General features: G+C 72.3%; 22 protein-coding genes. 21 read left to right on the top strand and 1 reads right to left on the bottom strand.

Annotated features, from left to right (window positions below; genetic code table 11):
• The first annotated feature begins 8 nt into the window (after positions 1-8).
• The 4 genes from ACI8AX_RS20055 to ACI8AX_RS20040 are packed head-to-tail and all read left to right on the top strand — an operon-like array spanning position 9 to position 1,322.
• Positions 9-134 carry a hypothetical protein gene (locus ACI8AX_RS20055; RefSeq protein ID WP_456551623.1) on the top strand — a complete coding sequence of 42 codons (126 nt, stop codon included), beginning with the start codon at positions 9-11 and terminating at the stop codon, positions 132-134.
• Positions 131-385: a hypothetical protein gene (locus tag ACI8AX_RS20050; RefSeq protein WP_456551622.1), complete on the top strand. Its 255-nt coding sequence runs from the start codon at positions 131-133 to the stop codon at positions 383-385. Before ACI8AX_RS20055 ends, ACI8AX_RS20050 begins: the two co-directional genes overlap by 4 nt.
• Positions 382-1,080: a hypothetical protein gene (locus ACI8AX_RS20045; RefSeq protein WP_456551621.1), complete on the top strand. Its 699-nt coding sequence runs from the start codon at positions 382-384 to the stop codon at positions 1,078-1,080. Before ACI8AX_RS20050 ends, ACI8AX_RS20045 begins: the two co-directional genes overlap by 4 nt.
• Entirely contained in the window at positions 1,077-1,322 is a 246-nt protein-coding gene (locus ACI8AX_RS20040) for a MerR family transcriptional regulator (RefSeq protein WP_456551620.1), read from the top strand. Before ACI8AX_RS20045 ends, ACI8AX_RS20040 begins: the two co-directional genes overlap by 4 nt.
• Here the strand turns inward: ACI8AX_RS20040 and ACI8AX_RS20035 are convergent.
• Entirely contained in the window at positions 1,319-1,600 is a 282-nt protein-coding gene (locus ACI8AX_RS20035; protein WP_456551619.1) for a hypothetical protein, read from the bottom strand. The genes ACI8AX_RS20040 and ACI8AX_RS20035 overlap by 4 nt on opposite strands.
• 145 nt (positions 1,601-1,745) lie before the next feature.
• Between ACI8AX_RS20035 and ACI8AX_RS20030 the strand changes: the two genes are divergently transcribed.
• From ACI8AX_RS20030 to ACI8AX_RS19950, 17 genes are all read left to right on the top strand, one after another.
• Positions 1,746-1,937, top strand: coding sequence for a hypothetical protein (locus ACI8AX_RS20030; protein ID WP_456551618.1), 192 nt, complete (start codon positions 1,746-1,748; stop codon positions 1,935-1,937).
• A gap of 528 nt (positions 1,938-2,465) precedes the next feature.
• Positions 2,466-3,014 carry a hypothetical protein gene (locus ACI8AX_RS20025; protein ID WP_456551617.1) on the top strand — a complete coding sequence of 183 codons (549 nt, stop codon included), beginning with the start codon at positions 2,466-2,468 and terminating at the stop codon, positions 3,012-3,014.
• Positions 3,001-4,107, top strand: coding sequence for a hypothetical protein (locus ACI8AX_RS20020; protein ID WP_456551616.1), 1,107 nt, complete (start codon positions 3,001-3,003; stop codon positions 4,105-4,107). Before ACI8AX_RS20025 ends, ACI8AX_RS20020 begins: the two co-directional genes overlap by 14 nt.
• On the top strand, positions 4,094-4,738 hold the full coding sequence (locus ACI8AX_RS20015; protein ID WP_456551615.1) for a hypothetical protein: 645 nt from the start codon (positions 4,094-4,096) through the stop codon (positions 4,736-4,738). The genes ACI8AX_RS20020 and ACI8AX_RS20015 overlap by 14 nt, the downstream gene beginning before the upstream one ends.
• A gap of 25 nt (positions 4,739-4,763) precedes the next feature.
• Positions 4,764-6,239, top strand: coding sequence for a phage portal protein (locus tag ACI8AX_RS20010; protein ID WP_456551614.1), 1,476 nt, complete (start codon positions 4,764-4,766; stop codon positions 6,237-6,239).
• A complete protein-coding gene (locus ACI8AX_RS20005) occupies positions 6,217-7,188 on the top strand; it encodes a VG15 protein (RefSeq protein WP_456551613.1) in 972 nt (323 codons plus the stop codon). The genes ACI8AX_RS20010 and ACI8AX_RS20005 overlap by 23 nt, the downstream gene beginning before the upstream one ends.
• Positions 7,189-7,219: 31 nt before the next feature.
• Positions 7,220-7,798: an HNH endonuclease gene (locus ACI8AX_RS20000; protein WP_456551612.1), complete on the top strand. Its 579-nt coding sequence runs from the start codon at positions 7,220-7,222 to the stop codon at positions 7,796-7,798.
• A gap of 50 nt (positions 7,799-7,848) precedes the next feature.
• Positions 7,849-8,124 (top strand): hypothetical protein, encoded by a 276-nt coding sequence (locus ACI8AX_RS19995; RefSeq protein ID WP_456551611.1) that lies wholly within the window; start codon positions 7,849-7,851, stop codon positions 8,122-8,124.
• Positions 8,121-8,801, top strand: a complete 681-nt coding sequence (locus tag ACI8AX_RS19990; RefSeq protein WP_456551610.1) for a hypothetical protein — start codon at positions 8,121-8,123, stop codon at positions 8,799-8,801. The genes ACI8AX_RS19995 and ACI8AX_RS19990 overlap by 4 nt, the downstream gene beginning before the upstream one ends.
• Before the next feature lie 57 nt (positions 8,802-8,858).
• Entirely contained in the window at positions 8,859-9,815 is a 957-nt protein-coding gene (locus tag ACI8AX_RS19985; RefSeq protein WP_456551609.1) for a major capsid protein, read from the top strand.
• A 17-nt stretch (positions 9,816-9,832) separates the two neighbouring features.
• Positions 9,833-10,126 (top strand): hypothetical protein, encoded by a 294-nt coding sequence (locus ACI8AX_RS19980; protein ID WP_456551608.1) that lies wholly within the window; start codon positions 9,833-9,835, stop codon positions 10,124-10,126.
• 22 nt (positions 10,127-10,148) lie between these two features.
• Positions 10,149-10,640, top strand: coding sequence for a hypothetical protein (locus ACI8AX_RS19975; protein ID WP_456551607.1), 492 nt, complete (start codon positions 10,149-10,151; stop codon positions 10,638-10,640).
• Positions 10,637-10,987, top strand: coding sequence for a hypothetical protein (locus ACI8AX_RS19970; RefSeq protein WP_456551606.1), 351 nt, complete (start codon positions 10,637-10,639; stop codon positions 10,985-10,987). The genes ACI8AX_RS19975 and ACI8AX_RS19970 overlap by 4 nt, the downstream gene beginning before the upstream one ends.
• Positions 10,987-11,325 carry a hypothetical protein gene (locus tag ACI8AX_RS19965; RefSeq protein WP_456551605.1) on the top strand — a complete coding sequence of 113 codons (339 nt, stop codon included), beginning with the start codon at positions 10,987-10,989 and terminating at the stop codon, positions 11,323-11,325. Before ACI8AX_RS19970 ends, ACI8AX_RS19965 begins: the two co-directional genes overlap by 1 nt.
• A complete protein-coding gene (locus ACI8AX_RS19960; RefSeq protein ID WP_456551604.1) occupies positions 11,322-11,765 on the top strand; it encodes a minor capsid protein in 444 nt (147 codons plus the stop codon). Before ACI8AX_RS19965 ends, ACI8AX_RS19960 begins: the two co-directional genes overlap by 4 nt.
• A 16-nt stretch (positions 11,766-11,781) precedes the next feature.
• Complete coding sequence (locus tag ACI8AX_RS19955) at positions 11,782-12,258, top strand: phage tail tube protein (protein ID WP_456551603.1); 477 nt, start codon at positions 11,782-11,784, stop codon at positions 12,256-12,258.
• Complete coding sequence (locus ACI8AX_RS19950) at positions 12,258-12,725, top strand: DUF7426 family protein (protein WP_456551602.1); 468 nt, start codon at positions 12,258-12,260, stop codon at positions 12,723-12,725. The genes ACI8AX_RS19955 and ACI8AX_RS19950 overlap by 1 nt, the downstream gene beginning before the upstream one ends.
• The last annotated feature ends 158 nt before the right edge of the window (positions 12,726-12,883 follow it).

Genomic DNA, 12,883 nt, shown 5'->3' with positions numbered 1-12,883 from the left:
GGGACGGGATGACACGGCTGGGAGCCCTGGTCGCCACCGCGGGGCTGCTGGGCGCCGCCGGTGCCTGCGCGGCTGTGGCGGCGGTGTGTGTGCTGTTCGGCCGGTGCGCGGCCGAGGGGTGCTGCGAGGCGTGACCGTGCAGTACCTGCGCCGGCCTGGCGCGAACGTGCAGGCAGTGCAGCTCAACGCCGCGCACCTGTTCCAGATCCGCCGGGAGCTGCGCCGCCGCGGCATCCGCTACGAGGCCCACGGCCACGGGCTGCTGCTCACCGGCAGCCGCGGTCAGCCCCTGCCCTGCCACTGGGGCGACTGGGTGGTGTTCGACGGCGACGGCTACTGGGACGTGTACGGCGACGTCGTGGTCCGCGGCTGGGAAGCGGCATGAACCGCTGCGTCCGCGGCCGCCATTGCTACGCCGCCGAGGCCGACGGCGACCAGCTGGTCGGCGCACCCACCGACCGGCCGCTGTGCCCCGTGTGCGAGCAGGCCGTCGCCCGCGCCCTCGACGACGCGCCGGCCCTGTACGTGCGGCTGCGTGGGGCAACCCTCACGCGCGGCCAGGGCGACCGCGGCCCCCAGGTGTCCATCTCCCGCGGCTCCCCCATGCCGCTCAACGCCGCCGCCCTCCACCTCGGCGAGGAACTGCACTGGCTGCTCACCACCTGGGAGGACGAGGTCCGCTCCATCGCCGGCCTCACCTACCCGCACCGCGACGGCAAGCGCGAAGGCCGCCAGGTCGCGGACGCGGCCCGGCTCCTGTCCGCGTGGCTCACCGCCTGGACCTCCGCCCCGCCGACGGAGCTGGCGACCTCGAGGTGGACCGACGACGTGGAGCAGTCCGGCGCCCAGGCCGCCGCGCAGCTCCTCACCTGGCGCGCCACCGTCCGCCGACTCCCCGGCCTGGACGTCACCGCACCGAAGGCGGTGCGCCGCTACGAGCAGCGCTGCCCCGCCTGCGGCGTACGCGCCATCACCCACCGCGCCGGCGACGACCTCATGCACTGCCAGAACTGCGGCGCCACCTCCCCGTACCTGCCCACCCTGCCCCGCGAAGCCGACTACCAGGAGGCGGCGTCATGAGCCACGAGCCGATCGGCCCGGACCTGCCGTACGACCTGCACGAGGACCTCATCGACTACCCGGAGGCGGCGCGGCTGGCTGGTGTGCCGGAGCCGACGGTGCGGCAGTGGAAGTCCCGCCACCACCTGGACCCCGCGGGGAAGGACGCGCGTGGCCGGCCGCTGTTCCGACCGATCGACGTGCTGCGCGCGGAGGCCCGCACCCGTGCCAACGCCCGACGCCCGAGACGCGGCGCGGCCTAGTCGATCAGCGGGACCACGATCGCCGCGATTGCGGCCAGCAAACTGAGGATCGTGATCACGTACTGACGACGGTTACGTGTGTCAGCGTCTTCTTCGCGCTTGTGCGCGGCCTCGGCCAGCGCGAAGAGCCGGTCCTCCCGCAGCTTCGCCTCCTGCTTCTCCCGCTGGCGCTCCTCGGCGTTGGCTCGCAGCTCCGCCCAGAGCTCCTCCCGAAGCCGCTTCGTCTCCTCGTCCTCGGGCCCGAAGGGTCTGAACACCCGCCGCTCGCCACCGCTCACCACCCCAGGATCCCGCATCACCGCGCGCCCACCTTGCGTGACGTGGCGTGACACGTCACGCTGCTGCCAGCGGATGACGTGTCTCCGCACCACGGCCCCCGACCTCACGACGAGGCGGGGGCCTTCTGCTGTCCGGGAGGCAGCGATGGCCCACCTCGCCCAACAGCTGGACCTGGTCGACGAGATCGACCTGGACCTGGCCCGCGCCTGCATCCGCCTCGGCTCCGCCCGCACAGCCCTCGCCGGCAAGGACAGCCCAGCCAACCGCGGCGCGGTGGCCGCAGCCCGGGCCGAGGTCGACCGACTGCTCGACCTGCGCAACGCTGCCGCCGCCTGATGCCCCGCGCCCTGCGGGTCTGCCCCACCCCCGGCTGCCCCACCCTCACGCCGGGCGGACGGTGCGACCGGTGCCGGCGCGCAGCGGACAGGGCACGGGACCGCCACCACTACAGCGACGCAGCGCACCGCGCGTTCCGCACCGCGGTCCTCGACCGCGACGAGGTGTGCGTCCTCTGCCAGCTCGCCGCCGCCACCGTGGCCGACCACCACCCACACTCGAGGCGCGACCTCGTCGCCATGGGCCTCGACCCGAACGAGTCCGAGCACGGCCGCGGTCTCTGCAAGCGCTGCCACGACCGCGAGACCGCACGCCACCAGCCAGGCGGCTGGCACGCCGCTCACGCTCCGTGACCCCAGCCTGTGGACAACCCGGTGGACCACGGGGGGTGCCCCCCGCCCGACCAAGATCACAGGGCCGCGGGTGAGGTCCCTAGGACGTGCGGCGGGTTCAGACATCCGAGGGGTGGGCGCAAGGCTCACTCCGTGTGACCGACGCGGCGCAACGCCGCTGAGGGAGATGAGCACCATGCCTCGAGGTGGAGCGCGGAACCGCAGCGGCCCGCCGGCGGACGAGACGTCCGGCCGATCGGAGGCCCGCGGCTACAAGCTGAGCGCGCTGCCGGCGGAGGGCTTCAAGGGCCGGGTGCCGAAGTTCCCTCTGCCGCAGCGGGTGGTCTACCGCTGGGAGACCGAGGACAAGCGCCGCTACCAGGTGCTCGACGACGAGGCGACCAAGCAGGTGGCCGCCCGGGAGCTCGAGCTCTGGAAGTGGGCGTGGCGGACGCCGCAGGCCTGCGCCTGGTCGATGCCGTCGGAGCGGTGGCGCACCTACACGGTCGCGATGTGGGTGCGGACCGCGGTGCTGTGCGAGTCCTCAGACGCCACGGCGGCGGACAAGGGGTCGCTGCACCGGTTCGCCGACCAGATCGGGCTCACCACGGCCGGGCTGCGCGAGATGGGCTGGAAGGTCGCCGTCGACGAGCTCGCCGCGAAGGCCGCCGACCGCCAGCAGGCCACCGCCGCGGCCGCGCCGGCCACGAAGCGGCTGCGGGCGGCCGGCGATGGCGGCCGCTGAGTTCGTCGTCGACTTCCCCACCCTCGGGGACCTGGGCGACGCCTGGATCACCCAGCACTGCCGCGTGCCGGACGGCTTCGCCCGCGGCCGGCCGTACGCGATGGCGGACTGGCAGTTCTGGTGCCACGCGAACCGGTACCGGATCCGCGAGGACGCCGAGTTCGTCCACCCGGAGGACGTCGGCCCGGACGACCCGCCGGTGCTCAACCAGGCGTTCACGTACCAGCAGACGCTGGTCGTCGGGCCGCAGAAGACCGGGAAAGGCCCGCACTCGGCGTCGCAGGTGGCGTTCGAGTCCGCCGGGCCGTCGGTGTTCGCCGGCTGGGCCCGGCGGGGCGCCGAGTACCGGTGCGAGGACAACGGCTGCTCCTGCGGCTGGGGCTACGCCTACGAGCCGGGCGACCCGATGGGGATGCGCCACCCGTCGCCGCTGATCCAGCTGACGGCGACGTCCGAGGACCAGGTCGACAACATCTACCGCCCGCTCAAGGCGATGATCAAGCTCGGGCCGCTGAAGCAGCTGCTGGCCGTGCGCGAGGGCTTCATCCGGGTCCTCGGCGGCAGCGACGACCCCGACCTGGACCGCATCGACGTCGTCACGGCCTCGGCGAACAGCCGGCTGGGCAACCCGATCAGCGACGCGGAGCAGGACGAGGCCGGGCTCTACACCACCTCGAACAAGATGATCGCGGTCGCGGACACGCAGGCCCGTGGCGCGGCCGGCATGGGCGGCCGCACGCACCTGACCACGAACGCGTGGGACCCGACGGAGAACTCCTACGCGCAGCTGGTCTACGAGGGCCGTCACGACGACGTCTTCGTCTACTACCGGAACCCCGACGTCGTCCCGGAGCTGCTGGACGGGCAGGGCAAGCCGATCGACTTCATGTCGGCGGCCAACCGGCGGCGGATCTTCCAGTACGTCTACGAGGGCTCCTGGTGGGTCAATCTCGACTCGATCGAGGCGCTCACGCGGAAGCTGCTCGAGCGGGATCCGGCGCAGGCCGAGCGGTTCTTCGGCAACCGGCTCGTCCGCGGCGCCGGCTCGTGGCTGCCCGACGGTCTCTGGGACCTGGCGTATGCGGCCGCGTGAGTGGCTGCCGAACCCGCCGAAGGGCACCTCGGTGTGCGGCGGGTTCGACGGCAGTGAGAACGACGACTGGACCGCGATCCGGCTGGAGACGGCGGCCGGCTTCCAGTTCACCCCGCGCTGGAAGGCCTCCGGCGAGGCGATGGTGTGGAACCCGGCCCGGCACGGCGGCCGGATCCCGCGGCTGCAGGTGCACGACGCGTGGGCGGAGCTCGCCGAGACGTTCCAGCTCGAGCGCGTGTACTGCGACCCCGGGTTCAACGACCCGCACGACCCGACGTCGTGGATCTCGGAGATCGAGACGTGGGACCGGCTGCACGGGCCGGAGACGTTCGTCCCGTGGCAGATGGGCGGCCAGACCCGGGTGCGCGCGGTGCACGCGGCGCTGGTGCGGTTCGAGGCCGACCTGCGGTCCGGGGCGCTGCAGCACGACGGCTGCCCGGTGACCACGACTCACGTCGGGAACGCCGTGAAGGTCCCCAAGCCCGGCGACCGGTTCGTCCTCGGGAAGCCGGCGCAGTCCCAGAAGATCGACGCCGCCGTGACGTCGGTGCTGTGCCACGAGGCTGCGGCCGACGCCCTGAAGACCGGGTGGGGAGCCAAGCCGACCGCCGAGTACGCCTACTTCGCCTGACCTGACCTGAGGGGGTCCCGCGCGCGTGGAGACCTCTGAGGCCCTGCGGCTGGTGGTGAAGCTGCACAAGCGGCTGAGCGACCGGCAGCGGGAGATCGACCGGTTCGAGGCCTACTTCCGCGGCGACCACCCGCTGTCCTACGCGTCGAACGCGTGGGCCGCCGAGCACGCCGCCCGGTACAAGGGCTTCTCCGACAACTGGTGCGGTGTCGTCGGCAAGGCCGCCGCCGAGCGCACCCGCGTCGCGGGGATCCGTTTGGGCGAGGACACCCGCGCCCCACTCGACGACGACGAGCGGGCACTGTGGCGGGACTGGTCGGCCAACGAGCTCACCCTCAAGTCCGCGCAGGGCTTCCTCACCGCCTCGGTGGCACGTCGGTCCGCCGTGCTCGTGTGGGGCAATCGCGACGACGAGCCGGTCGTCACCTGGGAGCACCCCGCGCAGGTGATCGTCGACTACGAGCCCGGCACCGGCCGGCCCCGGTACGCGCTGAAGGCCTGGGCGGACGAGGACCAGCACTTCGCGACGCTGTACACCGCCGACCAGGTGTGGAAGTTCCAGCGCCGCGCCGCGTACGCGGGCATGGCCGGCGGGGTAACCACCTCCGGGCTGTGGGTGCCGAACGGGTTCACCGCCGGCAACACCGGCGGCTGGGAGCGGCGGCAGCCGGCCGAGGACAACACCTGGCCGCTGGCCAACCCGCTCGGCGAGCTGCCGGTCCGCGAGCTCGAGCACAAGCCGCAGCTGCGCGGAGAGCCGCTGTCCCGCATCGACGGCACCATCGCCATGCAGGACGCCATCAACCTGCTGTGGGCGTACCTGTTCGTCGCCGCCGACTTCGCGTCCATGCCCGCCCGCGTCGTCATGGGCCAGGAACCGCCGAAGCTGCCCATCCTCAACGAGCAGGGCCAGAAGATCGGCGAGAAGGCCGTCGACATCGGCGAGCTCGCCCGCGGCCGGATGCTGTGGCTGACCGGGCAGAACGCCAAGATCGGCTCCTGGGACGCCGCGAAGCTCGACGTCTTCACCGACGTCGTCAAGGTCGCCGTCCAGCACGTCATGTCGCAGACCTCGACCCCGGCCTACTACGTCAACGGTGAGCTGGGGAACACCAACGGCGAGACGCTGAAGGCGACCGAGACGCCGCTGGTGATGGACGTCCGCGACGACCACGAGTTCTACGCCGCGCCGATCCGCGGCATGTTCCGGCTCATGGCGATGGTCCGCGGCAACACCCGCGTGGCCGACGCCTGCCGCACCGCGACGATCGGCTGGAAGAACCCCGAGATCCAGAACGAGGCGCAGCTCGCCGACGCCGCGCTGAAGGACCGGCAGGTCGGCTTCCCGCTCGAGTGGATCGCGCAGGACCGCTACGGCATGTCCCAGATCGACGTCGACCGCGTCCTGGACATGGTCGCCCGCGACCCGGCCGGGTCCGGGGTCCTGAACGGCGTCCTGGCCCCGTTCGCCGCCGGCGATGACGGCACCGACACCGCCTGAGCCGGCCGCAGCCTTCTACGCCCAGGGGCAGACGGTGCTGGCTGCGGTGCTACTGGCGCTGCAGAACCTGTGGGCCCAGTTCGACCCGGCCAACATCAACGCCTCGTTCGCGGCGATGCTGCAGCAGCTCGGCTCGGTTCTGGCGGCCGGCCAGGTTGCCGCGGCCCGGCAGGCCAGCGACTACGTGCCGGCACTGCTCGGCGAGCTCGGCCTGGACGACGGGCGCCCGCAGGGCGTGATCCGGCCGCCGGCGTTCGTCGGCTCCTCGTCCGGGGTGACGCTCGCCGAGACCCTGGACACCGTCCGGCTGCGGGCGCTGCACGCGGCCGCCGAGGGCCAAGACCCGGCCGAGGCGGGGCTGCGGCTGCTCACGGGCGTAGCCCGCACTCAGATCGCCGACGCGGCCCGGCTGGCCACCTCCACGGAGATCGCCGTCCGCCCGTGGGTGACCGGCTGGGTTCGGATGATCAACCCGCCGGCCTGCGACCGGTGCATCCTGCTCGCCGGCCGCTTCTACCTGTGGTCCGACGGCTTCGAGCGACACGAGGGCTGCGACTGCCGGCACATCCCCGCCGACGAGGACCACGCCGACGACCTCCGCACCAGCCCCGACGCCTACTTCCGCTCCCTCACCGAGGACGAGCAGAACCGGGCGTTCGGCAAGAACCGCGCGCAGGCCATCCGCGACGGCGCCGACCTGTCCCAGGTCGTCAACAGCCGCTCCGGCGTCCGCACCGCGCAGGTGTATGGGCGCCCGCTGCGCATCACCTCGTCCGGGACGAGTGCCCGCGGCGCGTTCGGTCGGCAGCAGCGGGACCTGGCCAAGCGCAACGGCTCCCGGTACCGCGTCTCGAAGACGCCGCGGCTGACTCCGGAGTCGCTGTACAAGATCGCGAAGAACCGGGACGACGCGATCAGACTGCTCCGCTACTACGCCTACATCACCTGAACTGTCGTACTGACCAGCTACTTTCCGAGACGTGTCAGGGCGTCCGTGCGTCATCTGCGGCAATGCGATCACCACCGGCCGCCGTGACCGCAAGGTCTGCTCCCGCGAGTGTCACGACGAGCGGGCCCGGCGCCGCGCAGCGGCCTGGCACCTTGAGCATGGCGACCGCGTCGAGGTCCTGGGGCGCAAGGCTGTGGCGAGCAGGCGGCGCTACGAGAAGGTCGCGGCCGATCCGGAGCTGCTGGCCGCCCAGCGGGCCATGACCGCCGACTGGCGGACTCGCAGCCGCGACACAATGCGCGCCCAGGAGCGAGCCTGGCGAGCCGCGAACCCGGAGGCGGCCCGCGCGAAGGTCCAGCGACGGCGTGCCCTCAAGCTCGCGGCGTTCGTCGAGGACATCGACGTGAAGGCGCTCTGGGAGCGCGACGGTGGGCTCTGCGGGATCTGCGACGAGCCGATCGAGCTCGAGCTTCGCTGGCCCGATCCGATGTGCTTGACCGTCGACCACGTCATCGCGCTGGCCGACGGCGGCCTGCACGAGCCCGCGAACGCGCAGCCGGCGCACATGCGCTGCAACGCCCGCAAGGGCGCACGCGTGCAGCGGCCCTAGACCCCCGACGCCCGCAAGGGGTGTCGGCCTCTCGCAAGGAGAGACACCCCATGTACGAAAACGACGGCGAGGCCATGCCCGCCGACCAGGAAGTCGACCGCCGCGTGCTCGCCATGCAGCGCGTCGTGGACCTGGAGCACCAGCACTCCTGGGCGCAGCGCGACGCCGACGAGCGGCAGAAGAAGGCCGCCCTGATCGGCGACGAGCTGGCCGAGGCGCGCGACGAACTGCACAGCCTCCTGGGCCTCCCCAGCAGGGCCATGAACGTGTCCGCCATGTCGCGGGAAGAAGCGAAGCGCATCGCGGCTGATCGGTTCCCGCGATGAGCCGCCGCAGCCTGAACCTGGCCGAGGCCCAGGTACTGGCCGCGCGCTTCCTCGCCGAGCGCAAGGCCCGGCACGGGGACCTCCGCATGGAGGCCGGCGACGACGGCGCGGACGGCGGTCAGGACAACGGCGACGACCAGCAGGACGGCCAGGACGACGACGGCGCCGGCCAGCTCGGCGACGCCGGCAAGCAGGCCCTCGACCGGATGAAGACGCAGCGGAACCAGTTCCGCGACGAGCTCCGCCCCTGGCAGTCCCTCGGCGTCACCCCCGACCAGGTCCGCGAGCTCCTCGGCAAGCAGGGCGCCGGCGACGGCCAGCCCGACCCGGACGAGATCCGCCGACAGGCCAAGGCCGAGGCCCGCGCCGAGGTGCTGCGCGACCGGGTCGTCGACCGGATCGAGGCCAAGGCCGCCAAGGACTTCGCCGACCCCGAGGACGCCGTCGCGATCCTCCTGCGCACCCGCAAGGCCGACGACTTCCTCAACGGCGACTCGATCGACGTCGAGAAGATCGAGGACGCGCTGAAGGCGCTCCTCAAGAACAAGCCCCACCTGGCGGCGCAAGGCCGCCGGTTCCAGGGCGACGCCGACGGTGGAGCTCGCAAGGAGACCGCCAAGCCCGAGCCGGCCCCCGGCCTGGGTCGCCTGCGTGCGGCGTACGCCGACAGCAAGTAGCTCTCCACCCGTCCCCGCCTGGGCTGACGGGCCACTCCCAGGAAGGAACCCCGTCCCATGGCCGTGACCCTGGCCGAAGCCGCGCTCCTGTCGCAGAACAGCCTGCAGCGCGGCGTCATCGAGACCTTCGTGCAGGTCTCCCCCATCCTCGACCGCATCCCGCTGATGCCGATCGAGGGCAACGCCTACGCCTACAACCAGGAGGCCACCCTCCCGGGCGTCGCCTTCCGCGCGGTCAACGAGGCGTACACCGAGTCGACCGGCACCGTCGTCCAGCGGACCGAGTCCCTGGCCATCCTCGGTGGCGACGCGGACGTCGACCGCTTCATCGTGCAGACCCGCGGCAACCTCAACGACCAGCGGGCCACCCAGACCGCGATGAAGGTCAAGGCGGCGTCCTACAAGTTCCAGGACACTTTCTTCAACGGCGACGTCACCGTCGACACCAAGGCCTTCGACGGCCTGAAGAAGCGCCTCACCGGCGCCCAGGTCATCGATGCCGGCGTCAACGGCGCCCCGATCGTCGGCAACGGCGGCACCGACACGCACGCCTTCCTCGACAACCTGGACGCCCTCATCGCGGCCGTCCCGGGCATCAACGGGCAGAACGGCGCGATCTACGCCAACGCGTCGGTCCTCGGCCGGCTCACGTCGGCGCTGCGCCGCCTGGGCGGGGCCGACTTCATCCGCGAGGACCTGACGCAGAAGCGGGTCCTCACCTACAACGGCATCCCGGTCCTCGACCCGGGCCAGACCGCGGCCGGCGTGAACATCCTGCCGCAGACGGAGACCCAGGGCTCCAGCTCCGCGGCCTCCAGCGTCTACGCCGTGAAGTTCGGCCAGGACGAGGGCGACCAGGCCGTCACCGGCCTGACCAACGGCGGCGTGCAGGTCTACGACCTCGGCGAGCTGCAGGACAAGCCCGCCTACCGCACCCGCATCGAGTTCTACTGCGGCCTCGCCACCTTCGGGGGCAAGGCCGCGGCCCGTCTCCGCGGCGTCCTCGCCGCCTGATCCCGGAGGAACCGACCATGGCCACCAGGACCACGAAGAGCGTGTCCGTCCCCTCCGAGGTGGAGCCGGGCGACGCCCCGTTCGACACAACGGACCCCTCCGAGCGGGTGTCCTCGGTCAGCCCCGACAAGGCCGCCGCGGCGGCCGCCGGCCACGGGACGGTCAACGCCGTCGTCCCGCTGCCCGAGCCGGAGCAGCCGAAGACGGAGGCGCGGAAGGCGCGGGTCGAGAAGTACGACGTGCTCGGCCCCGACGGCAAGTACGTCTCGGTCGAGCACAACCTCGAGACCGGCGAGACCAAGCGCGCCTGAGCTCGAGAGGAGGTCGGCCACCGTGGTAGCACCCTTCGCGACGGTGGCCGACCTTCAGGTCCGCGGTCTCACCGTCGCCGACGAGGAAGTCGCCGAGCAGCTGCTCGAGGACGCCTCCGACGTCCTGCGGGACGAGATCGGCTGGCAGGTCTACCCGACCGCCGAGATCACCGTCCCCGCGGTACGGGACCACCTGGGACGCCTGGTCGTACCCGGCGTGCCGCGGAGCGCCCTCACCGAGGGCACCGCGGCCGACGGAACCCCGACCGTCACCTACACCGTCGGCTACACGCAGCCTCCCAGCGCGCTGGTGCGGTGGACGTGCGTGCTCGCAGCGCAGATGCTCGCCGAGCTCGGCGACGGCCGCCTCGGCGGCGGAACCCCGGCATCGGAGGCGCTCGCCGAGTACCGCATCACCTACTCGGAGCGGCAGCAGATGGGCGACCTGCCCATCCCGCCGCGGCAGCTCGAGCGGCTGCGGTCGACGTACGGGCAGGCGGTGTACGTCGCGTGAGGATCCCGGCCCGCTGGTTCGCCGAGCCCATCACCGTCGAGACGCACCAGGGGCAGGGCGCCTACGGCGACACCTTCTCCGACCCGGTGACCGTCCTCGGGCACGTGTCCGGCGGCCGACGGCTGCAGCGCAGCGCCGCGGCCGAGGAGGTCGTGTCGCAGCGGCAGGTGCTGCTGCCCAACCCGGCCCGCCTAGCCGACGGGTCCGGCACCGTCGACCCGGTCGAGGTGCTCACCCCCGAGTCGCGAGTCACCGCCGCCACCGTCGTCGCCACGGTCGGCCAGGTCACCCCTCACGTCCAGCCCGGCACCGGGGCCGTCGTCTACGTCTCCGGGGAGCTGACCTGATGGCTCACGTCGAGATGAACTGGCACGGCGAGCAGGCCGAGGCCGCTGTGGACGCCGGCATCGCCCGCGGTCTACGCCGCGGCCTCGACATGATCGCCGAGCGGTCCCAGGACTACGTGCTCGTGCACACCGGCGAACTGAAGGCGTCGCAGGGCACCTCGGTGGGCGGCGACACCGGCAGCGTCTACTACACCGACTCCAAGGCCGTCGGCGCCCACGAGAACCTCACCGTCACCCCGCGGGCCGGGAAGCGGGCGAAGTTCCTCGAGCTGGCCCTGGCTGAGCGCGGCGACGAGGCGCTCGACGCGATCGGCGACGAGGTCCGGAAGGCGCTGTGAGCTTCGCCAGCGACCTCATGGCCGGCGTCGCGCAGCTCCTGGCCGCGGCCGAGGTCGGCACCTGGCAGCCGACCGGCGTCTACCCACCTAGCGCGGTGCGGCCGATCTACATGCGTGCAGTCCCCGCGAAGCCGGACCGGCTGATCACGGTCTCCCACTACCCCGTCGCTGGGATCGCGGGCGCTGCGGACACGGTCGAGGGCATCCAGGTGCGCAACCGCGGGCCCGCCACCGACGACCCACGCCCGGCCGATGACGACGCCGACGAGATCCGCGCCGCCCTCGACGGCCTCGAGCATGTCGACGTCGGCGGCTGGCACGTGTCCCTCATCCGCTGGCAGTCCGGCGGACCCCTGGGCCAGGACGCCAACCGGCGCTGGGAGATGACCCAGAACTTCTACCTGCACACCGTCCGTCTCCGCGCGACCACCACCGACTGAGCCAGGAGGCCCAGACATGACCGCACCCCTCGTCACCATGCTCGCCCGCAAGTGGCGGCTGGAGATCGACACCTCGGCCACCGCCACCCCCACCTGGACGCAGGTCAAGGGCATCACCAACTTCACCCCCGGCCTGACCCCCACCACCCAGGCCACCGACGACTACGACTCCGACGGCTGGGGCTCCGACGAGAAGACCATGCTCAAGTGGTCGAACACGGTCACGCTGCTCCGCAAGGGCGAGGACGAGGCAACCCCCGACCCCGGCCAGGAGGCGCTCCGCGCCAAGTCCGACCAGTTCGGCGTCGCCGGCACCGCCCACATCCGCTGGTACGACCGGAACGGCGGCCCCGAGGCCTACGAGGGCTACGCCAACGTCTCGTGGGAGCCCGGCGGTGGCGGCACCGCCGACACCGAGTCCGTGACGGTCAACCTCACCGGCAAGGGCAAGCGGATCGACATCACCAACCCGGCCGCCGACGAGACGCCCTGATGGCCCTGGAGGAAGCAGCCGCCTGGCTGACCGGAGACCTCCTCCTCCCCATCGCCGGCAAGCAGTACCGGGTCCCCGAGTACTCCGCCGAGGTCGGCGTCCGGGTGGAGATCCTGCTCGCCACCGGCCGCCGCGTCCTCGAGGGCGGGCAGCCGCGCGAGCGGGACCGGCAGATGCTCGACGACGAGCAGGAGCAGGACCTGTACCGCGACGTCCTGGGCAGCGCCTACGACCAGCTCCTCGCGGACGTGTCCTGGCCGATGCTGCGGCACTGCGCCCTCACGGCCATGTACCACTTCAACGTCTCCGAGCAGGTTGCCGAGGCGCACTGGAACAGCGGGGCGGCGGAGGCGGGAAAAGCGGCCAGCCGCAGCTCCCGTCCCGCGACCCGCAGGACTACGGCCGCGGCGACTACGACGAAGCGACGGGCCTCTGGGAGTGGTACGAGGTCCCGCCAGAGCTCCTGAGCCCGTCCTTCTCGTGGGCCGACATCCTCGCCCACTGGAACCTAATCCAGCTCGACCTGCACGACCGGTTCGGCATCGACTGCGGTGACCGGGCGCTGCTGCGCGCCCGCCCCTGGTCCTGGCTGCAGCTGCGCATCGTCGACCTCCTGTCCAAACCG

The organism is Blastococcus sp. SYSU D00813 (genome assembly GCF_054050735.1).
The sequence above is the reverse complement of the archived record's forward strand: the minus strand, read 5'-3'. Positions and strand labels throughout refer to the sequence as shown.